The 25,275-nt window shown below is 70.1% G+C and carries 28 protein-coding genes; 6 read left to right on the forward strand and 22 right to left on the reverse strand.

Features of this window, described 5'->3' with window-relative positions; translation table 11 throughout:
* Positions 1 to 111: 111 nt before the first annotated feature.
* From ACFPCV_RS27895 to ACFPCV_RS27905, 3 genes are read right to left on the reverse strand one after another with little or no spacing between them, the layout of a single operon-like run.
* On the reverse strand, positions 112 to 786 hold the full coding sequence (locus ACFPCV_RS27895) for a DUF3618 domain-containing protein (protein WP_378059323.1): 675 nt from the start codon (positions 784 to 786) through the stop codon (positions 112 to 114).
* Positions 783 to 1,211: a phage holin family protein gene (locus ACFPCV_RS27900; RefSeq protein ID WP_378059324.1), complete on the reverse strand. Its 429-nt coding sequence runs from the start codon at positions 1,209 to 1,211 to the stop codon at positions 783 to 785. The genes ACFPCV_RS27895 and ACFPCV_RS27900 overlap by 4 nt, the downstream gene beginning before the upstream one ends.
* Positions 1,208 to 1,909: a hypothetical protein gene (locus tag ACFPCV_RS27905; RefSeq protein WP_378059325.1), complete on the reverse strand. Its 702-nt coding sequence runs from the start codon at positions 1,907 to 1,909 to the stop codon at positions 1,208 to 1,210. The genes ACFPCV_RS27900 and ACFPCV_RS27905 overlap by 4 nt, the downstream gene beginning before the upstream one ends.
* Before the next feature lie 1,066 nt (positions 1,910 to 2,975).
* Here ACFPCV_RS27905 and ACFPCV_RS27910 point away from each other — a divergent pair.
* The 3 genes from ACFPCV_RS27910 to ACFPCV_RS27920 all read left to right on the forward strand — a co-directional run bounded on the left by ACFPCV_RS27910 (position 2,976) and on the right by ACFPCV_RS27920 (position 4,597).
* Positions 2,976 to 3,488 (forward strand): hypothetical protein, encoded by a 513-nt coding sequence (locus ACFPCV_RS27910; RefSeq protein WP_378059326.1) that lies wholly within the window; start codon positions 2,976 to 2,978, stop codon positions 3,486 to 3,488.
* Between the two features lie 68 nt (positions 3,489 to 3,556).
* A complete protein-coding gene (locus ACFPCV_RS27915; protein WP_378059327.1) occupies positions 3,557 to 4,141 on the forward strand; it encodes a hypothetical protein in 585 nt (194 codons plus the stop codon).
* An 18-nt stretch (positions 4,142 to 4,159) separates the two neighbouring features.
* Positions 4,160 to 4,597, forward strand: a complete 438-nt coding sequence (locus ACFPCV_RS27920; RefSeq protein WP_378059328.1) for a hypothetical protein — start codon at positions 4,160 to 4,162, stop codon at positions 4,595 to 4,597.
* Positions 4,598 to 4,601: 4 nt separating this feature from the next.
* Here ACFPCV_RS27920 and ACFPCV_RS27925 read toward each other — a convergent pair whose 3' ends face one another.
* Both ACFPCV_RS27925 and ACFPCV_RS27930 read right to left on the reverse strand, forming a co-directional pair.
* A complete protein-coding gene (locus ACFPCV_RS27925; protein ID WP_378059329.1) occupies positions 4,602 to 5,291 on the reverse strand; it encodes a response regulator in 690 nt (229 codons plus the stop codon).
* A gap of 9 nt (positions 5,292 to 5,300) precedes the next feature.
* Positions 5,301 to 6,464 (reverse strand): sensor histidine kinase, encoded by a 1,164-nt coding sequence (locus ACFPCV_RS27930; protein ID WP_378059330.1) that lies wholly within the window; start codon positions 6,462 to 6,464, stop codon positions 5,301 to 5,303.
* Between the two features lie 88 nt (positions 6,465 to 6,552).
* Between ACFPCV_RS27930 and ACFPCV_RS27935 the strand changes: the two genes are divergently transcribed.
* The gene (locus ACFPCV_RS27935) at positions 6,553 to 6,723 is read left to right on the forward strand and encodes a sensor histidine kinase (protein ID WP_378059364.1); all 171 of its coding nucleotides are present in this window, start codon (positions 6,553 to 6,555) and stop codon (positions 6,721 to 6,723) included.
* A gap of 10 nt (positions 6,724 to 6,733) precedes the next feature.
* Here the strand turns inward: ACFPCV_RS27935 and ACFPCV_RS27940 are convergent, their stop codons facing one another.
* Entirely contained in the window at positions 6,734 to 6,895 is a 162-nt protein-coding gene (locus ACFPCV_RS27940; RefSeq protein WP_378059331.1) for a hypothetical protein, read from the reverse strand.
* Between the two features lie 316 nt (positions 6,896 to 7,211).
* Here ACFPCV_RS27940 and ACFPCV_RS27945 point away from each other — a divergent pair, with 316 nt between their 5' ends.
* Complete coding sequence (locus tag ACFPCV_RS27945) at positions 7,212 to 8,372, forward strand: MFS transporter (protein WP_378059365.1); 1,161 nt, start codon at positions 7,212 to 7,214, stop codon at positions 8,370 to 8,372.
* Positions 8,373 to 8,614: 242 nt separating this feature from the next.
* On the opposite strand, the gene ACFPCV_RS27950 is transcribed toward ACFPCV_RS27945, so the two are convergent.
* Positions 8,615 to 8,821: a hypothetical protein gene (locus tag ACFPCV_RS27950; protein ID WP_378059332.1), complete on the reverse strand. Its 207-nt coding sequence runs from the start codon at positions 8,819 to 8,821 to the stop codon at positions 8,615 to 8,617.
* Between the two features lie 808 nt (positions 8,822 to 9,629).
* Here ACFPCV_RS27950 and ACFPCV_RS27955 point away from each other — a divergent pair.
* Positions 9,630 to 10,418 carry an AfsR/SARP family transcriptional regulator gene (locus ACFPCV_RS27955; protein WP_378059333.1) on the forward strand — a complete coding sequence of 263 codons (789 nt, stop codon included), beginning with the start codon at positions 9,630 to 9,632 and terminating at the stop codon, positions 10,416 to 10,418.
* A gap of 9 nt (positions 10,419 to 10,427) precedes the next feature.
* On the opposite strand, the gene ACFPCV_RS27960 is transcribed toward ACFPCV_RS27955, so the two are convergent.
* From ACFPCV_RS27960 to ACFPCV_RS28030, 15 genes are all read right to left on the reverse strand, one after another.
* On the reverse strand, positions 10,428 to 11,384 hold the full coding sequence (locus tag ACFPCV_RS27960) for a YdcF family protein (RefSeq protein ID WP_378059334.1): 957 nt from the start codon (positions 11,382 to 11,384) through the stop codon (positions 10,428 to 10,430).
* Positions 11,362 to 12,531 carry a hypothetical protein gene (locus tag ACFPCV_RS27965; protein WP_378059335.1) on the reverse strand — a complete coding sequence of 390 codons (1,170 nt, stop codon included), beginning with the start codon at positions 12,529 to 12,531 and terminating at the stop codon, positions 11,362 to 11,364. Before ACFPCV_RS27965 ends, ACFPCV_RS27960 begins: the two co-directional genes overlap by 23 nt.
* Positions 12,528 to 13,184 (reverse strand): hypothetical protein, encoded by a 657-nt coding sequence (locus ACFPCV_RS27970; protein ID WP_378059336.1) that lies wholly within the window; start codon positions 13,182 to 13,184, stop codon positions 12,528 to 12,530. The genes ACFPCV_RS27965 and ACFPCV_RS27970 overlap by 4 nt, the downstream gene beginning before the upstream one ends.
* Before the next feature lie 28 nt (positions 13,185 to 13,212).
* The gene (gene ngcE, locus ACFPCV_RS27975; RefSeq protein ID WP_378059337.1) at positions 13,213 to 14,487 is read right to left on the reverse strand and encodes an N-acetylglucosamine/diacetylchitobiose ABC transporter substrate-binding protein; all 1,275 of its coding nucleotides are present in this window, start codon (positions 14,485 to 14,487) and stop codon (positions 13,213 to 13,215) included.
* A gap of 26 nt (positions 14,488 to 14,513) precedes the next feature.
* Positions 14,514 to 15,650 (reverse strand): acyl-CoA dehydrogenase family protein, encoded by a 1,137-nt coding sequence (locus ACFPCV_RS27980; RefSeq protein WP_378059338.1) that lies wholly within the window; start codon positions 15,648 to 15,650, stop codon positions 14,514 to 14,516.
* Complete coding sequence (locus tag ACFPCV_RS27985) at positions 15,647 to 16,444, reverse strand: HAD hydrolase family protein (RefSeq protein ID WP_378059339.1); 798 nt, start codon at positions 16,442 to 16,444, stop codon at positions 15,647 to 15,649. Before ACFPCV_RS27985 ends, ACFPCV_RS27980 begins: the two co-directional genes overlap by 4 nt.
* Positions 16,441 to 17,856 carry a condensation domain-containing protein gene (locus ACFPCV_RS27990; protein ID WP_378059340.1) on the reverse strand — a complete coding sequence of 472 codons (1,416 nt, stop codon included), beginning with the start codon at positions 17,854 to 17,856 and terminating at the stop codon, positions 16,441 to 16,443. Before ACFPCV_RS27990 ends, ACFPCV_RS27985 begins: the two co-directional genes overlap by 4 nt.
* A gap of 21 nt (positions 17,857 to 17,877) precedes the next feature.
* Complete coding sequence (locus ACFPCV_RS27995) at positions 17,878 to 18,639, reverse strand: class II aldolase/adducin family protein (protein WP_378059341.1); 762 nt, start codon at positions 18,637 to 18,639, stop codon at positions 17,878 to 17,880.
* Positions 18,630 to 19,343 carry a dihydrodipicolinate reductase C-terminal domain-containing protein gene (locus ACFPCV_RS28000; RefSeq protein ID WP_378059342.1) on the reverse strand — a complete coding sequence of 238 codons (714 nt, stop codon included), beginning with the start codon at positions 19,341 to 19,343 and terminating at the stop codon, positions 18,630 to 18,632. Before ACFPCV_RS28000 ends, ACFPCV_RS27995 begins: the two co-directional genes overlap by 10 nt.
* Complete coding sequence (locus ACFPCV_RS28005; RefSeq protein ID WP_378059343.1) at positions 19,336 to 19,587, reverse strand: phosphopantetheine-binding protein; 252 nt, start codon at positions 19,585 to 19,587, stop codon at positions 19,336 to 19,338. The genes ACFPCV_RS28000 and ACFPCV_RS28005 overlap by 8 nt, the downstream gene beginning before the upstream one ends.
* A 30-nt stretch (positions 19,588 to 19,617) precedes the next feature.
* Positions 19,618 to 21,018: a class I adenylate-forming enzyme family protein gene (locus tag ACFPCV_RS28010; protein WP_378059344.1), complete on the reverse strand. Its 1,401-nt coding sequence runs from the start codon at positions 21,016 to 21,018 to the stop codon at positions 19,618 to 19,620.
* Between the two features lie 2 nt (positions 21,019 to 21,020).
* On the reverse strand, positions 21,021 to 22,322 hold the full coding sequence (locus ACFPCV_RS28015; protein ID WP_378059345.1) for a nitroreductase family protein: 1,302 nt from the start codon (positions 22,320 to 22,322) through the stop codon (positions 21,021 to 21,023).
* Between the two features lie 284 nt (positions 22,323 to 22,606).
* Entirely contained in the window at positions 22,607 to 22,705 is a 99-nt protein-coding gene (locus ACFPCV_RS28020; RefSeq protein ID WP_378059346.1) for a hypothetical protein, read from the reverse strand.
* Between the two features lie 778 nt (positions 22,706 to 23,483).
* Complete coding sequence (locus ACFPCV_RS28025) at positions 23,484 to 24,293, reverse strand: alpha/beta fold hydrolase (RefSeq protein ID WP_378059347.1); 810 nt, start codon at positions 24,291 to 24,293, stop codon at positions 23,484 to 23,486.
* A gap of 94 nt (positions 24,294 to 24,387) precedes the next feature.
* The gene (locus ACFPCV_RS28030) at positions 24,388 to 25,023 is read right to left on the reverse strand and encodes a TetR/AcrR family transcriptional regulator (RefSeq protein ID WP_378059348.1); all 636 of its coding nucleotides are present in this window, start codon (positions 25,021 to 25,023) and stop codon (positions 24,388 to 24,390) included.
* Positions 25,024 to 25,275: the final 252 nt, after the last annotated feature.

Consider the following 25,275-nt stretch of genomic DNA (forward strand, 5'->3'; position numbering starts at 1 on the left):
GACTGCTTCGGACTTGGCCGGCAGCAACTGCGCGGACGGCTGCGGAGTGGGATCGATACCCGCGAGTGGCGGCACCCAACGGAATGCCGCCACTCGGCATGGGTACGGAGGTCAGGAACGGTGATCCTGCACGGAGTCCCTGGCGTCCCCGGCGCGATCGGTGACGTCGTCGACCGCGGACCGGGAATCGTCCCGGACGGACTGCGCGGCGTCGGTGGTCGTCGACTTCACCGCCTCGGCCGCGTGCTGTGCCGGCTCGCGGAGGTTGTCCTTGAAGTCCTCGGCGACCTGGCCGAGTTGTTCCTTGACCGGACCGCTGTGCTCGCGCGCCCACTCGGTCGCCTCCCCGGCCAGTTCCTGTTCCCGCCTGGTGGGCGGAGCGAGGGTGGAGAGCAGCCAGCCGGCGCCGAACGCGATCAGACCTGCGGCGATGGGGTTGCCTTCCGTGCCACGGCGGATAGCCTGCGGGGCCTCCTGCATCGCGTCCTTGGCGCCCTGCGCGGAATCACGCACCGTGTGGGCGGCGTCTCCGGCCATGGACGATGTCGAGTCCGCGACCGAGGAGGCCGTGTCGCTGACGTGGTCCCTGGTGGAGGAAGCGGTGTCAGTGGCCGCACCCATCACGCGATCGCGCATGGAGGTCACCGCTCTGCGGGCCCGGCCGAGCCTCCGCTCCATGACTCGTGACGGCGTGACCTTCTCGGCGAGCAGGTCGACGTCCGTACTCAGGTTGTGCTGGGTGTGTTCGATCTGCCTGCGAAGCCGTTCAGGGTCGGCTGCGGTCATGACATGTCTCCTTTCAGCGCATCCGGCACCTGTTTCACGGTGTCCACGGTGCGTTCCGGTGTCGGGTTGACGGTGCGCAGCGTTTTGCGCCCGCTCATGTACAGCACGGCGCCCGCGACGGCCCAGAGCACCGCGACGATGAGCGCGGCAAGCCCCTCGTCCATCACGTTGGCGAGTGCCCACCACACCGCGATGGAGAGGAACAGCACGCACAGCCACGCGGCCATGCCCGCTCCGGCCATCATTCCCGCGCCCTTGCTCGCCTTGCCCGCCTCCGCGCGAATCTCGGCCTTGGCGAGCGAAACCTCCTGACGCATCAGCGTCGACAGGTCACGAGACACGTTGCCGAGAAGATCGCCGACCGACAGGTTCTCCACATCCGGACGTTCTCGAGCGCTGCCAGGCTTCTCGGTGGGAGCGGTCATCGGTTCACCGGTCCCATCCGTGGTTCCCATGGCGCCGATGCGGGTGGCAGGGGCGCCGTCTGAGGGTCGGTCCCCGTCGGCGCCTGGGGCTCGTACGGTCCCGCCGCGTGCCTCGGCGTGCTGGGTGCCGACGTTTGCCGGGGGATCTGATCTTCCGCGGTACCCGTCCTGGTGTGATCAGCGGGCCGGTCGTCGCTCTGCGCGGCGGCCGCGCCACGGGTCAGGCGCCCGACCGCCACCCCGGCCAGAGCGGCCCCGAGGAGGAAGACGCCGGGCTTGCGGCGAGCGAACCGACGCACCTCGTTCAGCAGGTCACCCGGTTCACGGTGCTCGAGCCAGGACGCGGCGCTGTTGGTGCGGTCGGCGACCTGCCTGGCCACCTCCGACGCGACGCCCTGGTCGTCGCTCTTGTCCGACATCTGCTGCAACTGGCTGGCGACCGTGCGGAGACCCTCCGCTGCCCGCTGCTGGCCCTGCCGAGCCTGACCGGTGAGCTGTTCCCTGCTCTCATGGAGGAGATTGCGTGCCTGCCTGTCGGCCTCCGAGGCGACGCGGTTCGCCTGCTCTCCCACGGTGCCCGCGACCTCGCCACCCTTGTCCGCGGCCCTCCGGGCGACCCCGGCCGCCTCGTCCCGAGCGACCTCGGTCGTCGATCGTTGGGACTCCGGTGTTGTCTGATCATCGTATTGTTGCGTCATCTTGCGCCTCCACGTCATGAAACGGTTCGTGGTGGCGCAGGCATACCCTCGGAAAGGAGCCATAATCCGCGCGGCTTCGATCGCCTACCGCGTCTTCCTCGACGAGCTGGCCTGTTTATACTCCGGCCGCACCCCGGCGCCGCCGGTCCAGTTCGCCGAGTTCGCCCGGGCACAGCACGCCTGACTCGCCTCGCCGGCCGCGGACGTCGCCGCGGGGCACCGGCGGGCCGCGCTCGCGAACGCACCACTACCCACCGTGTTCCCCCGGCTCGCCTCCGGCGCGAACGCCGACGCCGACGCATGGCCGGGGGCAGTGGCAGCCTGCTCCGGCGCACGGTCCCCGGCCGCACCCCCCGCCACGTCGCGGAACTCGCCGCCGCGCTCGGTGCGACGCCGTTCCAGGTGATGTTCGGGGCCTTCGCCTCCCTGCTGTCCCGGCACGCGGGCACCGGAGACCTCGTCGTCGGGACCACGACGGCCAACCGGTCCAGCGTCGCGTGGGAACGCGTCATCGGGATGATCGTCAACCTGGTCCGGGCCGGGGCCGCGGCGAGGATGCCCACACCACCGGCGAGTACCTCGCCGCCGCCCGCGACGGCCTCCTCGACGCCCTCCGCTGGGGCGACGACATTCGGCCGAGGCCTGTCGGACAACTCCTGTCCACCCGGACGGGTGCCAGCCAGGCCTGACCGTCTCGGACCAACACGGCGACGTCATAGCCAGCCTCCCGACCACGGACCACGAGGTGTCCGACAGCACGGCCCACGTCCCGTACGGCAAGGTCCCGACGGCCCGTGCACCTGGAGCGGCGCCGACCTGGGCTTCAGCCTCGGCGGAGCAAGCGACTCATCGCACTGCGTGATCCGTACCGGCGTGGCCGTCACCGCCCTGCGACGACAGGCTGATCGGGCCCGCCTTCGCTACCACGGCTGTCGCAGCGAGGCGACGGTTCTACCGCCTGAGTTTGTCCGCGTGTGGTGGACGCGCTCGCCACGTGCCCGCGGTTAGGTTTCCCACGGTTCGGAAATCGACACGTTCGGGAAACGACACCGAAGGGGGCGAGACGATGACCGGATTCAAAGTGAAACCGGATTACCTGCAGGACGCGGCGAACAAGCTCGACGGACTGGCCAGGACCATCACGAATGCCAAGGACACCCTGTCGAGCAAGGGCGACCTGCCCACGCTCGACCCGCTGTCCAAGGCGATGGCCGTGGCCGGGATGCTGCTGGGAGGCATTCCGTTGGGTCCGTTGGTGGGAATCGCCGGGCGTTTCGGCGGGAAGGCCATCTCCGGCGCTCACGACCCGTATCCGGAGATCCGCGCCGCATGGCTGTCCGCGTTGCCGCGCTACGCGCGGCTCCTCGCCCGCGACGCGGACCAGTTGCGGAAGTCCGGCGACGACTACTGGCGGCAGGACCACGCGGGCGGCAACCGGTTCAGGGGGATCGACCCGACCTACCCGATGCCACGGGTGCCGGCCGGGCCGGTTGCGCCCATGCCACGCAGGCGGGGTGGTGGCCCGGTCCCGACCATGCCGACGCCGAAGCCAGGCCCGATCGGCAACGAGCCGATCTGAGCGACCGGCAGCGAATGGAGGACGGTATGGCACCGATCAGCGTCACACATCCCCATGTCATCTGGGGCATGGGAGACGTCATTGGCAAGGTCCTGTCGAAGGCCGGGATCGACGAGGCCGTCGGCGACTTCTTCAACCTGATGCCGCAGGTCGATCTCGACGAGATCCGGCGAGTCGGCAAGGAGGTGTGGGGCACCGACCTGGAGGCGCCGGGCGCGATCACCGACGCGCTCGACCAGACCGCCCGCGACCTGCCGAGGATCGTCGACGACCTCGGCGAGGGATGGCGGGACAGCGACGCGTTCGCCAGGTTCAAGAAGCACATCGACATCGACACGCCGCTCTACGCGAAGGCCGCCAAGACCGCGCAGAACGTCGGCCAGGCGCTGGTGGACTTCGCCGACGCCGCGGACTCGACGCTGGCGGACAAGCTCGCCGCGATCGTCGGCGGTCTCGGCGCTCTCGTCGGCGCGGGCCTCGGCCTGCTGCTCGGACCTCCCGGCGCGGCGGCAGGCGCGGGCGTCGGTGCGCTGGTGGGTCTGGTCGTCGGGATCGCGTTCGCCTATTTCGGGGTGCTCCTGCCGAAGGTTGCCAGCGCCTTGCAGACGTTGGACGACCTCGGTGACCAGTTCCCACCCGACCACGACGCCTGAGCGAGAGGAGCAGTATCGATGAACCCGACGATCGACATCAGCCAGCGGGTGAACGAGTACGCGGTCGTGGCCGCGCGTACCTATGTCGCGAGCCAGTTGGCGCGGCCGGGCGCGACCGGCCTGTCGCCGGACGGTGCCGTGGCGGTGACCGTGAACGGTCTTGGCGACGTCACCGACGTCCGGGTGACGGCGTCGGAGGTCACCCCCGAAGTCGCCGCCCGTCTCGCCGGCCAGTTCAGGGCCGCGTGGGCGGCCGCAGCCAGGTCGCAGGCGGTGGCGGCGGCCGACGACAACCCGCTCGCCCGGCAACCGGGCCTCGCCGAGTTCTTCGACGAGCAGATCGACGAGCGGTACCACCCGCCCGTGCCGGACCAGCCGCCGTCGACGCGTCAACCCGCCCGCCGGGTGCCGGCGGACGACGACGTCGACTTCAGCGACAACACCATCATGAGCTGACTGTTCACCGTGGACCGTCGGTGCCGGGGACGACGAGACCGGACTCGTAGGCCACCACCACGGCCTGCGCCCGGCTGGTCAGATCGAGCTTGGTCATGGCGCGGTTGAGGTGGGTCTTGACGGTGGCCTCGCTGACGGTCAGGTCGCCCGCGATCTCCTGGTTGGTCCGCCCGGTGCCGACGTGCCGCAGCACCTCCAGCTCGCGCGGCGTCAGCCGGTCGAGGCTGACCGCCGCAGGAGGGGCGAGGTGGCGGGCCGGGCGCCCGACGTAGGCCTCGACGAGCCGGCAGGTGACCGACGGCGCGAGCAGCATGTCCCCGTTCACGACCATCTGGACCGCGGCGATCACCTGGTGCGGCTCGGTTTCCTTCAACAGGAAGCCGGCCGCGCCCGCGCGCAACGCCGCGTAGACGTACTCGTCGAGGTCGAACGTGGTCAGGACGATCACCCGTGGTTCGGGTTCGGCTGAACCGGCGAGGATGCGCTCGGTGGCCGCGATGCCGTCCATGCCGGGCATCTTGATGTCCATCAGGATCACGTCGGGACTGGTGCGCGCGGCGAGCGCGACGGCCTCCTGGCCGTTCGCCGCCTCACCGACCACCGTGATCCCCGGTGCGGCACGCATCAGCGCGGCGATACCGGCACGGATCAGCACTTCGTCGTCGGCGACGAGGACTGTGATCGGTTTCGTCACCACAGTCCCTTATACCGCAGAGGGCCGGTCGTCCGCACCGGTCGGCAGGGTCAGATCGACCACGAACCCGCCGTCCGCGTTTCGCTCGGCGACAAGGGTTCCGTGGTACAGAGCGGCCCGCTCACGCATGGAGACCAGGCCGTGGCCAGTACTCAGGCCCGCCGACGACACCGGCTGCCCCGGCTTGTTGCTGACCCGCACCGTGAGGTGGTCGACCCCGCGCACCACGGTGATCTCGGTGGATGCCAGCCCGGCGTGCTTGATGACGTTGGTGAGCGCCTCCTGCACGACCCGGTACGCGCACTGCTGAAGACCGGGGGACAGCTCATCGAGGCCGTCGGCGGGCAGGTCCATGCTGACGGGGAGTCCGGTGGCCCGCATCCGCCTGACCAGCTCCGGCAGGTGCGCCAGGTTCAGCGCGGTGTCGTCCGGCTCGTCGTCGGTGCGCAGCAACACCAGCAGCCTGCGCATCTCCCGCAGCGCCTCCCGGCTGGTGGCAGAGATCGTGTTCACAGCGGCGCGGGCGGTTGGCGGGTCGTCGTCGAAGACGTACCCTGCCAACCCGGTCTGCACGGCTATCACGGACATGTGATGCGCGACGACATCGTGTAGTTCCCTGGCGATGCGCACCCGTTCCTCGGTCACCGCACGCTCGGTCCGCGACTCCTGCTCGACCCGCAGCTGTTCGGTCAGCACCGCCAGCTGCCGGTTGCGCAGCTCCAGCTGGCGGCCGACGTTGCCCAACGCCCACGCGGTGAGCGGAAACACGACGGCCTCGGCGACGGCGATGTACCACGGCAGGGTCAGCCGCAGCCCCGCCCAGAGCAGCACCGGCACCACGGTCGAGTAGCACAGCGCCACGATCTTCGGCGGTCGCAGCGACGCCACCGAGTAGACCGCGAGGACCGGTCCCCAGAAGTTCATTCCGAGCTGGGGGTAGCCGAGTCCGACGAAGACGAGCAGGGCCGAGTTGCTGAGCGCCAGCGCGAGCACCGGCACCTGCCTGCGCACCGCGAGCGGCAGGAAGATCAGCACGGTGAGCGCGTACGCGACCGGGTCAGGACCCCACCCCAGCGGTGAGTACTGGCTGCCGACCAGGCACGCGATCGCGGCTGTCGCGACCGCGATCACGGGGTCCGCGAACGGGACGACTGTGCTTTCCCTGCCGCGCATGCGCATCAGCATAGGAACGACATGCGGCGTACACGTCGCACCTACGGTGTAGCCGCCCTACCGCACAGGTTGACGACGCGTCGCCGCCCTGTCCGAGCCGTTCCGCCACCACACCACCGACCGGCTCGTGACCGCCAAGGGCGCCGGCCTCGGACTGTCGATCGTCCGCTCCGTCGCCACCGCCCACGGTGGAACAACCGCCGCCCGCCCCCGCCCTGGCGGCGGCCTCACGGTCACCGTGTCACTACCAGCCGAATGACCGGGCCCGCTCAGGTCACCAAATGCCGCCCCAGCGCCACGATCGGCCTGACGCTGGTGTCGTGGTTGGCGAGGACCACCACCGCCCGACCGCCGTCGGGGAACACGTCCGAATCGGTCGCCCGGCCCGGGCCGCTGCCGGAGTGGCCGACGACGCGGCGGCCGGCGGCCACCGTCTCGGCCTGGCCGTAGCCGTGGAACTGGAGTTCACTGTGCCGTTCATGAGGTGAACCGCGTTGAACGGTCCTGACCTACTTTGTTTGTTCAGGGGTTCTTTATTCCTGTAGGTCAGGGAACTCCGATTTCACGGCGGCGCCGCCGCTTTCGCCGGGGGTGGATTGCGCCGTTCGTGCAGTGCGTTGGTGGATATCGCACCGGGTAGTAAGGTGGCAAGATCGGTCTGAGGGGGGCGGGGGATTGTCCAGTGCGTCCGGGGCAGCGGTAAAGCCGCGGGTCCGTAAGTGGGGCAGGAACTTCTGGTTGTTCCTCGTGGCGCGGGGCGCCGCACGGCTCGGCGACATGATGTTGCCCGTCGCCCTCGCCGCCGGGCTTGTCGCGTATGGGCACGGGGCCGGGGCGGTGGGTGCCGCCATGGCTTCCTTCTCCGCCTGCTTCGCCGGGTTCGTGATCTTCGGCGGCGTGATCGCCGACCGGGTGGACACGCGTTCGCTCATGGTGTGGGCCGACGTCGTGCGAGTCGGTACGCAGTCGCTCGTCGCCCTCATGTTCATCAGCGGGCACGTCGTGCTCTGGCAGATCTGCGTCATCGGTGCCGTCAACGGGATCTGCGCCGCGCTCTTCCAGCCCGGTGTCGCCAGCACGATCCCGCGCGTCGCCCAGGACGTGCAGGGGGCCAACGGCGCGATCCGGACCGTCGAGTCCGTCATGACCGTTGCCGGGCCCGCGGTCGCCGGGACGCTGATCGCGGTCACCACCGTCGGTGGGGTGTTCGTCGCGCACGCGCTCACCTACGCGATCAGCGCCGCCTGCCTGTTCGGGCTCCGGCTCGGCAAGGCCATGGAACGGGAGCGGGCCTCGTTCGGCCTCGACCTCGCCGAGGGGTGGCGCGAGTTTCGCGCGCGGACATGGATGTGGAGCGTCATCCTCGTCTGGATGATCCTCTGGATCACCACGTTCGGGCCAACGACACCGCTCGTCGCCACGTCGCTCGTCGGCGACCACGGCTCGACGGTCTACGGCGTGGTCAACTCGGTCAGCGGGCTCGGCATGGTGCTGGGCGGACTGATCGCCATGCGGGTGCGGCCGGACCGGCCGTTGCTGGCAGGCGGGATCGCGGTGTTCGGGTTCGCGGCCCAGCCACTGTCCGTCGCGTTCGGACTGTCAGTGCCGTTCATCGCCGGTGGGTTCGCGGTTTCCGGGGCCGCGCTGGCGTTCTGGGGTGTCATGTGGTCCACCAGCGTGCAGACGCAGGTGCCCGGCACGATCCTCAACCGCATCCACGCCTACGAGGTCGCCGGGTCGCTCGCCATGGCGCCTGTCGGGCAGGCGCTCGCCGGGCCGGCCGCCGCCCTGCTCGGCACGTCGTCGGTGCTGATGGTGAGCGGGGTCGGGCTGCTCGCGGCGGTCGCCGGGCTGCTGCTCGTGCCCGCGGTGCGCGACCTTCGCCGGGTCGACCGGGCGTATACCTAGGGGTGCATCGCTTCCACCAGGTCCTCCGCCGCTGAGCGGAGTGTGGTGGGGGACAACGTTCCTCCGGGTTACCGCCGTGTTCGGCGACGACGTGGTGATGACCAGGGCCGCGGCGGCGGGCAGGCGGACGGGCACGGCCGGTGCCGCCATCAGGCCGGGGACGACCGCGGTGTGACGGTCGCGAACGCGATCTCACCGCTGCCGGACGTGGTCAGCTCCGACACGGACGCCACTCGCGGCAGTCACTCCACTTCGGACAGGACGGTGTCCGCGCCGGTGATCCCGAAGTCGCGCCGGAACACCACCCGTATCGCTTCCGGTTGCCGCTCCTGCGCCGCGAACGCGTCCGTGACCTGCTGAGACTCGGTGCCCGGGAGTGTGTGATCGTCGCGGTAGTCGGCGCCGACGGCCCGCGCGGCGACCGTGATGCCGCCCAGGACGGCGCCCACAGTGCCAGCGCCAGCCAGTGTCGTCGCTGCGTCCGGCCCGCGAGGCCAGTCGTGATGGTGGTGAGGTCATGCCGGGAAGGTTTCGCGTGCGACCCGGGATGGCGTCGTCCGGCTGTGGCGGTCATTTGGTCGCAACCGGTAGCCCCCTATGGTGATGCCGTACTCCTGGAGTTGTCCTAAAGAGGACTTGTCCTCGCCGGGAGGGTGACTCGCTTTCACCGTGAACCGGCCCGGTGAAAGTCCGGCGAAAGCGTGACAGTGCACAGTTGTCGGCGCGGTGTCGCTACCGCACAATGCTGTCGACCACGTCGAGTGAGGGAGGCGTTCCCCGTATGGACCAACGATCACCTTCTTGGCGGTAGCTGACGGTCGATGGTACGACACGAATTGGCGACCGTCGTGATTACGGTCACAGCGACGATTCGGCAATGCATTGCTAGCATGTCGACGGCGTATATGGGGGCATTGCGGGGCGCACATTCTGGGGGCAGATATCTCGGCGACAACTGTGGGGACCCGAAAAACAGTGTTTGTCGCCCTTCATGGGTGATCAATCGACATTCTGTAGCCATCTCCCAGAGGCTGCCGCGGCGTGCGGCGGCCATGTTCTGCATTGGCCTCGAATGGCGGCCCGCCTTGGCGAGGACACCGCGAGGACGAATCGGGGACACAATTGGCAACACTGGGGTGCGCTGGTGCGGCAACGACTTGAGCAGAGATGGGATCGCGTTTGATGCTGGTAGGACACGAGAATGATGATCGCGAACCAGCGAACTCAGCCTTCGGCGGGGAACGAATTCAGCTTCGGGTGCTGGGGCCACTCGAAATGTGGATCAACGGAAAACCGGTCCGGATCGGTGGCCGGAAAGCGGAGAAAACACTCGGCGCCCTCGCGATCGACACCGACAACACCATGTCGTTCACCCAGCTGGTCGATGTGCTGTGGGACGACGAACCACCGGCCAGCGCCATCCGGCAGGTGCAGAACACGGTCTCCGCGTTGCGCAGGACACTGGCGGGCGCGGGCGTCGACGACGCCGACGAGGTGATCACGACCGTCGGCCGTTGCTACCGCCTCGACCGGGGCCGGGTCGCGGTCGATCTCGACGTTGCGCGGACCTGGGCGGCGAAGGCGCGGACCGCGCTCGCCACGGGTGACCTCGTGGCGGCGGCGGACTACTTCCGGCGGACCATCGACGTCGCACGGGGCCCCGCGCTGGCCGGTATCGGCAGCCACACACTTTCCGCCGCGTCGCTGCGGCTCGACGAACAACACCTCGGCGCCTGCGAACTGTGGGCCGACGTCGAGCTGCGGCTCGGCCGGTACCGCGAGGTCATCGGCGAGCTCACCGCGCTCGTCTCCCAGCATCCGCTGCGCGAACGCTTCGTCGCGCAGCTCATGCTCGCGCTCCACCACACCGGCCGCGCCGCCGAGGCGCTGGACGGCTACCGCCGCCTGCGCAACCGGCTCTCCGACGAAATCGGTCTCGACCCGGGCGCCGAACTGCAGGACCTGCACTCGGCGATCCTGCGTGGCGACGTCGATCTCGTGCCCGAGTCGGTGACAGTGCTGACGGGCGTCGACGGCAGACGCTGAGCCCGTGCCTCACAGCGCGCTCCAGCACGTGGTCCATCCGAGGTCCGCGGGTACCGCCGCGCCACGCAGCCGGTCCGGTCCGAACAGCGCCGCGGCGACGATCGTCTTCCCGGAGGCCTCGAGGTCGTGGCGGTGCAGCCCGGCGAGCCGGGCGCTCGGCACCGCACCGCTGCGCACCGCGTGCACCCGCCCGGCAGGCAGCACGAGGTCGAGCACGCACCGCACCCGGGTCGCGTGAAACTCCGAGGTCACCACGGTCACGGCGGCGGGACGCCGCGCCAGCACGACTGCGCGTAGCAACAGGATGTCCTCGTAGGTGTGGCGCGAGTTCACCACCGCCACGACCGTCTCGCGCGGCATCCCCTGCTGTTCAAGGAATCGCACCGCGTACTGCCAGTGCGGCAGCGGCGCCGGATTGGAGTGCGACCCGAACCCACCGGTCAGCACGAGCCGAGCCGTCGGGTCGGCACGGACGAGGTCCGCGGCGGCCAGCAGCCGATCGACGGCCATGGGACTGAGGCGGCCGTCCTCGTCGTTGGTCGATCCGAGCACGGCGACGAGCGGCGGCCCGTCGCCGGGCACGACCACATCGGACGCGGGCACCGTGCTCATCGCCTGGCACCACGCCTGGAAGAACGGCCCGGCCGTCGCGCCCGCGGCGGCACGGGTCACCGACGACCACGCGCCGACGGCCCGAGCCCTGCCGGACATCACCGTCTCGGTGCCGGAGGCGTACCCGGCCCGCACCGCGCCGAGCAGCGCGCCGTCCACCTCGATCCGCAGCCCACCGTCCCAGGCTCTTGGCCCCCGCACCCGGCGCAGGTCCGTCTGCCCGAGTTCGAGGACGAAGCTCCGGGTGTGGTCGGCCAGGACCGTGACGTGCACCGGGAACAGGCGATCGCCGACCACCAGCCGCGACGTCTCCGGCAGGGCCGCACGCACCTCACCGAGCGCTGACGACGTCATCCCCCGCCACCTCTGCTCGCGCCACCCCGGTGGCCACGGTCACCAGCGGCACCCACCTGGACGTGTCCGCGCCGGCGAACGCGAGCAGGTCACCGGCCTGGACGTCGGCGGGCAGGCGCACGCCGTCCACCGAGGACCCGTCCCACCCGACCACGGTGAGCGCACGCGTGTCCCTGGCCGCCGACCGCCCCGTCACCTGCGCTCGCCGGCTGCCGACCGGCCCGTCGACGACCACGAGCCGCCCGTCCGCGACCGCGACCACCCGCCGCACCGCGACCCCGGCCCGCGCCGTGAACGCCCGGCCCGGCTCGACGAGCAAGCGCGGTGGCCGCAGCCGGTGCCGCGCGCACTCCAGCCCCAGTGCGATAGTCACCCGCGCCGCGAACCCGCGCAGGTCGAACCCGCCGGTCCCGCGATGTTCCCCCGCGATCCCCAGCTCCCGCGTGGCCACGCCGTAGGTGTCGCGCATCTCGATCGTCAACCGGACCAGCCGCCGCACGACGGCCTCGATCCCGGGTACGTCCGTCCCCGGCACGACCACGCACCGCAGTCCGGTGAACCGCAACGACTCCTCGGCGAGCAGCCGTCGCACCACGCTCATCGCCCGGTCATAGTCGATCAGCACCCCGGCTCCTCGGCGGCGGCCGACGTCCACGAGCACGTCCTGGCGCCCGTCCGCGAACCGCGCGACGGCACGGACGTCCCGCAGCGTCCCGACGGTCACCCGGCCGCAGCCACCGGCGATGGCCTGCTCGCCGCCGGCCGGGGAACCGGCGACGAGCAGACGGTGGGCGGGCACCCCGTTCGCACGGGCCAGCGCCGCGTCCCGCCCCGAGCCGACCGCGAGCGCCATGCCCTCCTCGGCGAGGCACCGCAGCGCATTCGACGAGGGGACGAACTGGTCGCCCGCGAGCATGATCTCCGCGTCCGGCAACGCGTTCCGGTAGTCCCGGCACCGCGCGCGCAGCTCCGCATCGTCCAGCACGTGCAGCGGAGTGCCGAACCGGTCGGCGAGCGCGTTCAGCCCGACGCCGCCGACGACCAGGTCACCGTCCGGCGTGCGGGTCGTGCCCGAGGGCCACGTCTCTGGTTCGAGCCGGGTGACCAGCATCCCGCCAAGCGACGGCAGAATCTCCGAAAGCGTCATCGACCCGCGTCACCGTCGGCCACCGCGACGGCGGGCAGGACCGCGGCGGTGACCTGCTCCCGCTCCTTCGGCGGGATGGTCAGGATGAGCACCATCGTCGAGAGGACGGTGTTCACCGCGGCGGGCACCAGCATCACCATGTCCCAGCCGATGACCGCGTAGACCGTCCACATCGAGTTGCAGAAGACACCGAGCCCCCATCGCAACCGGGACACCCCGCGTACGTCGTAGTCGCCCCGGCGCCGCCGCCGGACCAGGTGCAGCACCTGCGTGCCGATCGAGATGATCGCGCCCGCGGCCACGATCGACCCCATCACCGCCGCGCCGAACAGGAACCGCGTGCCGAGCAGGATCACCAGGCCCGCCAGCAGAACCGGCAGCCAGCGCCGCGTCAGCGGCCGCGCGAACCAGACGTTGCCCACCAGGATGAGCAGCATGCCGAGCAACCCGTTCAGGTTCGTGACGACCACCGACGGGCTGGCGATGCTGATGCCGTACACGACCCAGCCGAACGAGTAGAGCGCGCTGATCGTGTTGGCCTGCACGGAAAGACCGCTGTGCTGACGACCCTTCCAGATCCGCCAGACCTGCGGGTAGAGCAGAATCGCACCGGCGGAACCGCCGAGCCAGCCGAAGATCTCCTGGGTGTTCATGGTGTCAGTCCAGCCCTCTCGCGCGCGTTCATCGCCGGTACTTCGGCACCGACGGGTCGGCGGCCACCGCGTCCACGAGCGCCTGGCACTCGTCGCCCCACTCCCGCACGGACAGCTCGCGCCTCATCAGCCGGGCGGTGACGTCACCGATCGCGTAGTAGGGGTCCCGGTACCACAGGAAGAACATGAGGAAGCACGTGTTGTCGCCCGCCGCGTCGAGCACGTCGCGAACCGAGGCCAGCAATGTCGAGCCACCGACGCCGTCCGCCGCGCCCGCGACGTTGCTCGGTGCGGACGTCGCCTCGGTGAACCGCCGCCCGCCCGCGCGGGAGGTGAGCAGCCGGAGCAGCTCGAACCCGCCCGCGGCGTTGGCCGCCTTGGCCGGCACCGCGAACGGCTCCGCGGCACCGGCGACCACGGCCGAGTAGGGCACCACGCCGTTCTCCGACAGCATCGGGCTCGGCGACAGCACCATCTCGAAGTCGGTTGGCAACTGGTCGCGCATCTCGCTCTCGAGCCAGGAACCGCAGGGGATGAACGCCGCCTTGCCCTCGACAAACCCCGCCTGTGCCTCCAGGAACGTCATGCCTTCCGTACCGGGCAGGAGCCAGCCCTTGTCCGCGAGCACCCGGACGGCGGCCGCCGCTTCCAGCACCGCCTCGGACCGCCACGCGTTCGGCGCCAGGTTGTCGATGTCGGTGATGACCTGGTGCCCGCCGGTGCGGACGGCCGTCATCAGCAGCATCCGCAGGAACGGCAGGAGGTAGTCACCGGCGTAGGTCCACGGCGCGATGCCCGACTTCGTCATCTCGGCGCACAGCTCGTACATCCCGTCCCACGTCCTGGGCACTGTCCAGCCGTGCCGCCGGAAGAGCGACCGGCTGTGCAGCACACCGAAGACGTTGCACGAGTAGTTGAGCGTGAAGCACGTGCCGTCGTAGGTGCCCGCCTCGATCGTCCCGGGCAGCAGCGTCTCCCGGACGGTGCGGCCAGGGATGTCGAGCGACGGGGCGTCCAGGAACGGGCCGAGGTCGAGGAACGCGCCGTCCGCGGCCATCTGCCCGAAGTCGATCGAGTACTTGCCCGCCGCACTGATCAGGTCGGGAGGGTTGCCTGCCGCGAACCGCGGTTCGAGGACCGCGTTGACCTTCTTGATGCCTGCGTGGGTGATCGCCGCCGACGGGAAGCGCCGACGGTACTCGTCCTCCACCCCGATGACGTAGGCGTCCCCATACCCTCCTTTGTGGACGACGACGTCCAGGGGATCCGCCGGGCGAACGTGGAACGGGTTCTCGCTGTCCATGATGGGCTCCTCGGTGGTCCGGCCGCTCACAGCGCCCCGGAGATCACGACTCGTTGGATCTGGTTGGTGCCCTCGACGATCTGGAGCAGCTTCGCCTCGCGCATCCAGCGTTCGACGGGGTGGTCCTTGACGTAGCCGTAGCCGCCGAGGACCTGGACGGCGTCGGTGGTGACGCGCATCGCGGTGTCGGTGGCGAACAGTTTCGCCTTGGCTGCCTCGACGGAGTGCGGTTCGCCGCGGTCGCGGAGGCGGGCGGCGCGCAGGACGAGCGCGCGTGCGGCGGCGACCTGGGTCGCCATGTCCGCGAGCATGAACCCGATGCCCTGGAAGGAGATGATCGGCTGACCGAACTGCTCCCTGGTGCGCGCGTACGCGACCGCGTAGTCCAGCGCGGCCTGCGCGAGCCCGACCGCGCACGCGGCGTTCGACAGCCTGCCGACGTCGAAGGCGGTCATGCCGATCAGGAAACCCTTGCCTTCACGGCCGATCCGGCGGTCGGCAGGCACACGGGCACCGTCGAACACGATCTGTGCGGTCGGCGACGACGTGACGCCCATCTTGTGTTCCCGCTTCTGCGGCAGCACGCCAGGAGTCGTCGCGTCGACAAGGAGACACGACAGGCCGCGCGCGCCGGGGCCGCCCGTGCGCCCGTAGACGGTGTAGAAGTCGGCGACACCACCGTGGGTGGTCCACGACTTGGTTCCGTCGAGCATGTAGTCGTCGCCGTCCTTGACGGCCTTGGTCGACACCGAAGCCGCGTCGGAGCCCGCGTCCGGTTCGGACAGACAGGTGGCACCGAGCAGTGCGCCGCCGATCATGTCGGGGAGAAGGCGTCTGCGCTGCTCGTCGGTGCCGTTCGTGAACAGCGGGTAGCACGACAGCGTGTGCACGTACACCGACTCGGCGACACACAGCCACCGCTGGGAGAGGGTCTCCAGCACGTGTACGTACACCTCGAACGGCACGCCGCCACCGCCGTACTCCTCCGGGTAGGGCAGGCCAAGGAAGCCGGCATCGCCAAGCGTGCGGAGGACGTCGCGGGGGAACTCGCCTCGGGCCTCGAACTCGTCGGCACGGGGTGTCAGCTCGCCGTCCGCTATCTCCTCGGCCAGCCCGACGAGACTCGCGGCCTCGCCGGTCGGCAACTCGCGGTGGACTTTCACACCAGCTCCTTCATGCCAAGGACGCGTTCGAGGACCACGGCGACGCCGTCGGCGTCGCAGCTCGGGGCGATCTCGTCGGCGTGCTCGTGCAGTTCGGGTCGCGCGTTGGCCATGAACACGCCGTGCCCGGCCCACTCGATCATGCCGAGGTCGGCGAAGGTGTCCCCGAACGCGATAACGGCGTCGGCGCTGATGCCCTTGTCCGCACACAGTTTCGCCAGAGTGCCCACTTTGGACACTCCCGGCACGACCAGGTCGACGACGCCCTTGTCGTGGTGGTTGACCTCGGCGCGACCGGCGATCAGGTCCGGCACACCGGCGGGCAGCTCGCCCTCCAGTTCCTGGCCGATCGCCCACAGCTTCAACACCGGCCGGTCGATCTCGCGGGGGTCGCCCCGGTACGCGGGGCCGATCAGCAGCGGCGCAGTGTACCGGGTGTCGTAACCGAGCGCGCCGGTCTCCGGCACCCAGCCGAACCGCAGCCCGGGGTAGGCGTCCATCAACCTGCCCGCGACCGTCGCCGCGTCCCGTGCGGGGATCGACCGGTGCCACAGCAGTTTCCCGGATGGCACCTCGCAGACGGCCGACCCGCCACAGCAGATCGCCTCGCCGGTCAGTGACAGCGCGTCGACGTATTTCGCGATCGCGTCCGGGTGCCGGACGGTCACGAACACCACGTGCATCCCGGCGTCGCGGGCGGCGGCCACCGTCCGGCGGGTCCGCGCCGAGATCGACCGGTCGGAGCGCAGCAGCGTGCCGTCCAGGTCGACGGCGATCATCCGGAAGTCGGTCACGTGGCGTGCCCGATCGCCTGGTCGACCGTCGTGTCCGGGTCGGCGAGCCCCTCTTCGAGCACACGCCGGACGTCGGTCATGAAGCTCTCCGCCCAGCCCCCACTGAACCGGTCGCTGCGGTAACGCAGTTCGAGGGTCAGTTCGTCGCCGCGGCGGAAGCCGACCACACGCAACCCGCCGCGGGGTACCTCCGGCATCGGCATGGCGACCCGGCGCACGGTCACGCCTGGCGGCGCGGGCAGGTGGGTGTCGGTGTAGTCGAGCAGATCGAACCCGAGGTAGGACGGCAGCCCCGCCGGGTCGCGGAACCGGGAGCCGTACTGCGGGCTGCCCAGCTCCTTCATGATCAGCGAGTGCGGGATGCGCTGGTGGCGCATGGCCTCCCAGAACGTGCGTCCGGAGTGCCCGACGACATCGCGGAACGACATCGCACCGTCCACAAAGGTCCGGAAGGTTGCCGGGGTCGCGAAGTAACCGACCACGTGCTCGACCTCTGGCCTGGTCCGGTTGGCGAGTGAACCGAACAACGCCACGTCGCCCGCCTGCTCGGGGTCCATGGTCGCGAGCCGGCGCCTGCGTGCGGCCGCCTTCACCGCGGCGCCGATCACGGCCGTCGACGACGTGCGCTCGACCTCGGCGAACGCGTCCATCCTCGTGGTGAACACCGGATCCAGCACGGCCTTGTGCTTGACCAGCCGCGGCTGCTCACCGGAGCCGCCGTCCGGGTCGCTCAGCCCGGACGCGGGGATGGGGTCGATCCCGTCGAGCTTGCGGCGCCAGTAGCCGACCATCCGTTCCAGCATCTTGCCCTGGAGGTGATTGTTCTGCCACACCACGTAGTCCGGGTACTGGACGGTCAGCTCCGGTAGCCTGGCCTGCTCACCTGTGACCAGCGACCGGTACAGCTCCAGCAGGTCGTTGATCATCAGCCGGACGGACCACGCGTCGATGACGATGTGATCGGTGGTCATGCCCAGCGCGTGCCGGTGCTCGTCCAGCCGCACCAGCATCGCGCGGAACATCGGCCCGTGCTCCAGGTCGAACGGCTCGCACGCGTACTCGACGAGCCGCGCGAGCGCAGCGTCCATCCGCGTCTGCGCGGGCCGGTCCTCGACGGACTCGAACCGCAGCGGTTCGGCGATCTCGGGCAGGATCCGCATGCGGTGCCCGCTGGGGTCGACCGGGAACACCGCCCTGACAGACTCGTGCCGTGCCGTCACCGCGACGACCGCCCGCTCCAGCGCGGCGACGTCCACCGGCCCTTCGAACACCATCCCGGCGGCGATCTTCTGGTTGACGAACTGGGTGTGCCTGCCGGTGGCCAGCCGTTCCTCCTGGGTGGCGGACACCGGCAGGAGCCCGTTCCTCGGCGCCGGGGCCAGGTCCTGCTGGACCGGGGTTGCTGTCGACACTTGTCTACCGTTCCTTCCCGTTCAGTTCTTCGGCCACGTCAGGGACTCCGGCCATTCGCGTCCGACCCGCCGCACGGCGTAGTCCCAGTAGGACCGGACGGACAGGTCCGCGTAGATGAAGTCCTGCTTGAGCTTCACGTCCAGCTCGGTCGACCACGCGTAGCGCACCCCGGAGCTCTCGGCGAGCAGCTGCAGGCGGCATGCCCGCTCCAGCACCTGCGCGAACACGGCGGCGTGCCGGACGCTCTTGCCGACCACGACACCGCCGTGGTTGCGCAGGAAGACCGCGTTGCCGTCGGCGAGCGCCTCGGCGATCTGCTCGCCGGTCTCGATGTCCAGCACCGTGTTGCTCGTCGTCGTGTACATCCCGGTGCTGCCCGCGAAACACGCCCCGTCATGGGACACCGGCCGCAGCTCCAAGTCGGTGGCACCGAAGACCAGCGTGTGCGGCGCGTGGCTGTGCACGATGCCGTTGACGTCCGGACGCGCACGGTAGATCGCCTGGTGCAGCGGCAGTTCCGGCGGCGCGAGCGGTGAGGGCTCGACGTCGAGGTCGGTGCTCGCCTCGACCACGGCGTCCGGGGTCGACTCGTCGAACCCGACGAGCGCGTTCTTGATGACGAACGTGTCGGCGCCGGGCGTGCGCGCCGAGATCTGGCCCTGGTTGAAGTCGTCGTGACCGTCCAGGGACAGCATCCGCGCGCCCTGCGAGAGCTGCGTCGCGAGCCGCCGCCCCACCGGGGTGGCGGCCCAGTTCTCCCTGCGGGTGTCCGTCATGGGCATGGCGTCTCCTTCACCATCAGCTCGTCGTACATGCTCTGTACGGAATGCAGACCGGGCGGCCTGCCTGTCACCCAGCGCGCGGCGGCCACCGCTCCGTGCGCCGCCGCGGCGAAGGAACCGACCGCGTGGCCGACCGTCAGCGTTTCGCCGCCCCAGGTCAGCACCACCTCGTGGTCACTGACGGGCAGGCCGGACCGCTCCACGCAGATCTCGGTGACCTCCTCGCCCGACACGGCGGCCCACGACCCGGCGAGCTTGCCCGCGGTGGCGCTCGGCCGGTGCGCCTTGGTCGCCGGGTGCCGCTCCCGGATGCTGGCCACCGGAGCGAACGGGCCACTCGCGACCAGTTCCGCGGCCCGCCGGACCAGCGCGGTCTGCAGGTGATGGCCGAGCGCGAGGTTGGTCGCCCGCACCACGGGCACCTCCTCGGCCAGCCCGGTGACCGTGACCCACTGATCGTCATCCAAATTGGACACGCATTCGACGAGCGCGGTCCTGCTGTTGCGGCAGTACGCCACGACCTCCGTCAGCGCGCCGGGCCCGCTGGCGTCGACGAGCACATCCGGCACGGCGTCCGCACGCCACCCGGTCCCGAGGGACGCGGTGAGCACGACAGGCAGCCCGGCGGCCGCGCAGGTGGCGACCACGGTCCGCCCGAGTCCGCCGAGCCCGACCACCCCGATGGACGGCCGGGCGTCAGTCATCCTGGCTCTCGCGGACGAGGTCGGCGATGCCCGCGACGGTCTCGAAGCGGCTGACGGCGGCCTCGGGGTCGATGTACACGCCCAGCTCGTTCTCGATGGCGTCGATCAACCGCATGAACGACAACGACGAGTAGGCGAGCGCCTTGAGCGAGCCGCCCGCGGCGGCCAGGTCCTTCTCCGTGATGTTGCCGTCGCCCGACTTGACGACGAGTCGTGCGAGCTGGTCGTGCAGAGCGGTGTCCATGTGTCCTTGTTCTCCTGGGATTGACGTGTGTCAGGTGGTGACGGCCTGCTGTTCGACGAGGCGGCGCAACGCCGGCAACGCCGGCTTGCCGATGCCGTTGCGCGGGATCTCCCGCACCGCGAGGAGGAATCCCGGGACCTTGTACCCGGCGAGTTCGGCCGAGCACCGCAGGCGTAGCGCGCCGAGGTCCAGACCGTCCCCGACGACGACGGCGGCGACCACCGGTTCCCCGTGCTGCCCGGCCGCCTCGAACACGACGCACTCCCGCACGCCGTCGGCCTGCCCGAGCACACCGGCGACCTCGATCGGATCGACCTTGCGTCCGGCGACGTTGATCATCCGGTCGGTCCGGCCGGACAGGTACAGGGCGCCGTCGGTCAGGAACCCCTCGTCGCCGGTGCGGTAGTACCCCTGGTCGTCGAGCCGCGCCTCGAACATCCCGGGCGCGTTGAGATACCGCGAGCCCATCGACTCACTGCGCACCCGGATCTCCGCAGACGCGCCGGCAGTGCCGGCCACGAGCCGCACCCCCGGCAACGGCGACCCGAGCCCGCCGGTGACGTCGCCGGTGGGAAAGGTGAGCGGTCCGGCCTCGGCGACGCCGTAGTAGTTGCTGATCGGCACCCCGGTCAGCCTCGCGAACCGCGCGCCGGACTCGTCGTCGAGTGGCGCACCGGACGAGATCGCGACCCGCAACCCTCCGACCGCCGGACGCGGATCGGGTCGCCGCAACAGGGATTCGTACAGCGCGGGAAACCCGACCAGCCGGGTGGCGCCGACGTCCCGCAACGTCCGCGCGAGCCGCCCGCCGGTGGGCAGCCCTCGATCGAGGTGCAGCGCCGCACCGGTCAGGAACGCGGCCAGCAGGGAGGTGTTGAAGGCGAGCCCGTTGGAGAGGGCGGCGAAGCAGGCGATCCGGTCGTCGGCGGTGAGCCCGGTGCCGTTCGCCCAGTTCCGTGCCGCACTGACCACCGCGTCGCCGGAGAACTCGATGCAGTTCGGCTTCCCGGTGGACCCGGAAGTGAACCGGCAGACGGCGGTGTCCGGCAGGGGCCGCGGCGCGTCCTGTGGCGGCGTGAGCGCGGTGACACGCAGCCCGCCGACCGTCCCGCGCGCTTCCCCGGTCACGTCCCGGCCGTCGTGCACCACGACGTCGAGCCCACAGTCCACAGCGATGACGCCAAGCTCCCGGGGCCCGAAGTTGTAGTCGATGAGGAAGGGAATCGCCCCGGAGCGCAACACCGAGAAGTAGGCACACACATAGGCGACCGAGTTCTCCGCCATCAACCCGACCCGGTAAGGAGCCCCGGGAATGCCGGTCTCCCGAACCCGGTCAGCCAGCTGTCGATAGGTGAGACGTTCGTCCCGGTCGGCGACCGCTACCCGGTCCCCGAACCGTTCGGCCGCGTCGAAGAGGAGTTCCGCGATCATGGTCACCGCTCGTTCTGTGCGTAGGCGGTCTGCAACTGGTCCCACTTGACCTCGGCCGCGTCGTCGGCCCCGAAAGCAACGAGATACAACGGCTCCTGGTCTAGGGACAGCCGTGCCAGCCGCCGCCACCGTTCGGCGTCGAACCCGCCGACCCCGGTGACACCGACCCCGGCATCGGTGGCACCGAGGTAGAGCAGCTGCCCGAGCGCACCGACACGGAACAACGTGTCCCGCATCCCCCGCCCCTCGGCGACGAGCACGTCCCGCTCCGTGTGCATCACAACGAAAGCGGCGGCGTTGCGCAGATGAGCCTGGTGCATGCAGGCGTGCACGATCTCCTCGCCACTGGGCACAACTCCTGGCACGTCAGCCCCGTCGCCGGTCAGCGGATAAACCCCGGGCGCCTGCCCGGGCACGTCCCGCACAAGGAGGGTGAGCCCGACCTGGCCCCCGGCAACGTCGGTGACGAGCGGCGACTGGCAGGCGGCCAAGGCCCGCCACAGGAGGGAACGTCCCAGCCCGCTCTGGGCGAACTCCTTGCTGGAACGACGATTTCGCGACAGGGCGGTCCAGCCCGCGCCCGAGTGGAACGGCTCCCCGAACTCCCCGCGCAGGGAGGTGAGCGCTCGGGCCGAGACCGCGACGGCGCCGGTGTCCTCGTGGCCGAGCCGGTCGAGCAACGGCGACAGGGAGGTCCAGCAGGCGGCCTCGAGCCAGGAGGGGCCCTCCACACCGGCGTCGGCACCTCGGGCGTCACGCATGGCCCACCCCGTGACGCCGTCGGCATCCCCCGAGGAGAGGTGCAGTACAGAGTGGACCTCCCGGCACCGGCTGCCGATGTCCAGGATGTCCGCGACAAGCCCACGCGCGAACCCCAGTCGCAACCCGGCGGTGAACCCGAGATCCCCGGCGATACCGACAAGATTGGCAGCGAGGTGCGCAACGTCGATCTGCGTGTAGAGATAGCCGCGATCGCCGTACTTGCGCATGGACAACCACGGCCGGCTGACCACGAACAGGAGCGCGTCCCCGGCCGCGAGCGACGGCAACCCCATGGCGTCCCACTCAGCGGGCCCGACCGCGATCCGCCGACAAACCCGCCGAGCCGGATCGACGTGGAACAGTCCGGGCCCGTCACCCTCGTGCGCGAGGATGTAAAGCTCGAAGGGATAGACCGCCCCGGCGGAGGGCACGGACCGGAGCGTCTCCGGAAACCCGGCACTGATCACGGTGAGTGCCTTGTCGACACCGGCGGAATACGCGGGATAGTCGACGACACCGGTATCCGGCGACAGGATCGTCATCCGCTCCCAGGCATCCCGCCGAGCCTGCACAACCCGCCGCGCGGCAACGATTGTCGCCGTCCCGCCGGCGTCTGTCACTTCGGAATGGAGAGTTCCAGCCTGTCGCATACAAACGTTCTACCGGCCACCATCCCCGGCCCGTCCTCGATCCGTCTTCATCCGAGGTGGGTCAGGCGAAGGAGAGGACGAGAACGGCCGGGGGCAGCCCAGCCAGCGCGGGGTCACCATGGCCGATTCGTACGCCATTCCCACTGCTTGTGCGCGGCCCCTGACGTCCAGCTTCGTCATGATGCGGCGCACGTGGGCTTCGCGGTCGCGGGGGCCGACACCGGGCGTGCGGCGATCTCGTCGTTCGACAGGCCGGCAGCCGTCAGGGGCGTCACCTCGCGTTCGCGGTCGGTCAGAGAAGCCAGGCGGGGGTGGCGGTTTCGCGTGTTCTCGCGCTGCCATGTCCAGCAGGTTCGCCAGGTCCGGCCGGAGCAGCTGCACGGTCATCGGCGGCCGCCAGCGGTGGACCAGCTGACCGCTGCCCACGAACGGCGAGGGGTATTTCGTCTCCCTGTGAGCAGATCCAACGGGTCCGCGTCTTTCTTGCTTGCCGGACGCTGGTAGACGACGAACTTCGGATCCTGCTGCTCGTCGATCGCCTTCTCCCGGCGGGAAAGCGTTCCGGGCGGAGGGACGGCGTGCGCTGGTTCGCGTTCAGCTGGAGTTGCCGGAGCACGCCGACCACAACACCGCACAACAGCAGCGCGGCGCCGTACCAGGCCACCGCTGGCAGCGTCGAGCGCAGTCGAGGAAGGCCCGCCCTGCCCCGGAGCCCCAGGCGCGCTCGCGAACACAAGCTTGCCCGCCGAGCGGGGTGCGGTCGGTTCTCGCGGAGAAACACGGTCGAGGCTGTCGCCACCACACCGGCGGACCGGCTCATCCTCGTCCTGGCCGCCGCCCGCGCCGCTCGACCGAGAACGGTCCGCGAGCTCCAGCTGGACGACGTCGACCTCGGTGACCGGCACCCTCGTCCTGGCCGGGCACGCGCGACTGCTGGACGAGCTCACCTACCACGCTCAGGCGGGGCATGGATGTTCATCTCGATCCGGACAGGGGTGCTCATGCCGGGGCCGGTGATCAGGGGTCGCCACCGGCATGGCATCTGGCCGCAAACTACTGTGACCGCTTTCGCAGCACCTTGTCGCCGAGCCTGGCGATGACCTCGGCCACCCTGGCCGGTGCGAGGTTGTTCGCCGCGTGGCCTTGGCGGCGCAGCCGCACGCGTTGGGTGTTCGGCATGGCGTGTTCCAGCGCATCCAGCCGTTCGCCCAGGTGTGCCGGGCTCCGTTCGCCGCCGAGCAGGACGACGGGCACGTCGATTCGCGCGTACGCATCCAGCCGGAGGCCCACCTCGTCGATGGCCGCGCAGTCGTCGAGCTGATGCGGGGCGAGCCGGCCCATCCGAGGAATCAGAGGGACGGAGGCCCCCGACATCCAGGCGACCCACGCCGGGGCCCGCACAATGTCGCGCAGGAAGATCGCCATCGCCCTGCCCGGGTTTCCGGCAGTCATGGCGACCTGCGCCCGCGTCAACGCCTCTCCACCGAGCGGCGGTCCAATCACGCAGGGCGGTTCGTACAGCACTGCACCTGCGAACGCCTCGGGCAACGCCACCAGCGCCTCCAACGCCAGCACCGCACCGGACGAGTGCCCGACGATCAGCATCGGCTCGTCGATCAGCTTCACCAGGGCGCGGACATGCTCAAGTTCCTCAGCCATCGTGCACACTTCACCGGTCTTGAGGTCTAGCCGGTACTGCCGGCGGTGCAGTCGCAGCACCCTGAACCGCGATCTGAGCCGGGCAGCGACCCTCATCCACGACGCACCCTCGTCCATACCGCCGTGCAGGAACAGGATCACCGGCCCCTGTCCTTCGTCGTACGCACGCACACTGCTGCCGTCAGGTGCCGTCGTCGTGATCACCGTGGGACCTTTCGGTAGCCCTTCATGGCTGATTGAGCGTCTTCGGGATGCCGAACGGCATCATCACGGGTGCCGTGAGTGAAGATGAGGGCTTTCATGATTCGCGCTCCTTGCTGACCGCGTCCCACGCGTCGAGCGCGCGTTCGTCGCTGAAGATGCCGTGGGTGAACATCTCGATCGCCACCCGAGAGAACCGCAGCGTCACGTCGACGTCGTGCAGATCCTCGACACCGAGCACACGCGCGACATGCTCGTCGAACACAAGCGGCGCCAACAACCAGGTCACATAGACCACCGCACGCGTGCGCGGATCCTCGGTGACACGGACACGCCCCTCTCGTTCGCCCTCGGCGAGCCATGCGCCCGTGAGATCGACGATCTCGTCGAACAGCGCCGCGGCCTCGGGCGAGCCATCGAGGAACGCTCGGGCCAGGTAGCGGCGCACCGGCGCGGCCGCATCGAGCATCCTGGAAAGCCCGCGGGCGTTGCCCGCTGCCGCATCCGCCAACTCGTCGGTGTCGTCGCCGCGCATCGTCGCCACAACGTACGCGTCGCACTCCCGGCGAAGCGCCTCCTTCGACCCGAAGTGATGCACCACCAGCGCGGGCGAGACGCCGGCATCGGCCGCGATCGCCCGGATCGTCACCCGGTTCACGCCGTCGCGTCCGAACCGCTCCAGCGCCGCGTCCCGGATCCGGATGCGAGCGCTCGACTCATCGGGAACTGGCACGACCCGAGACTAAACAAATGTTCAGTCCGCCGCAACCGAAGCCACACGGCTGAGCCTGGGCATCTCCAGGCTCCACCGCTACCCGCGTCGGGGTCTGGCGCACCCCTCGGCACCAGACGTCGGCGACGGTGGCCCATGGTGACAGCCCTGCATCTCGCGATGGGGCGTCATCTGACGACGAGAGGGTCTGCCCAGACTTCGGTTGTCACCGGGGGCTGACTGTTTTCAGGCCGCTGACGCGGTGGTGTAGAT

It is taken from the genome of Actinophytocola glycyrrhizae (genome assembly GCF_042653545.1).
Classification (GTDB): Bacteria; Actinomycetota; Actinomycetes; order Mycobacteriales; family Pseudonocardiaceae; genus Actinophytocola; species Actinophytocola glycyrrhizae.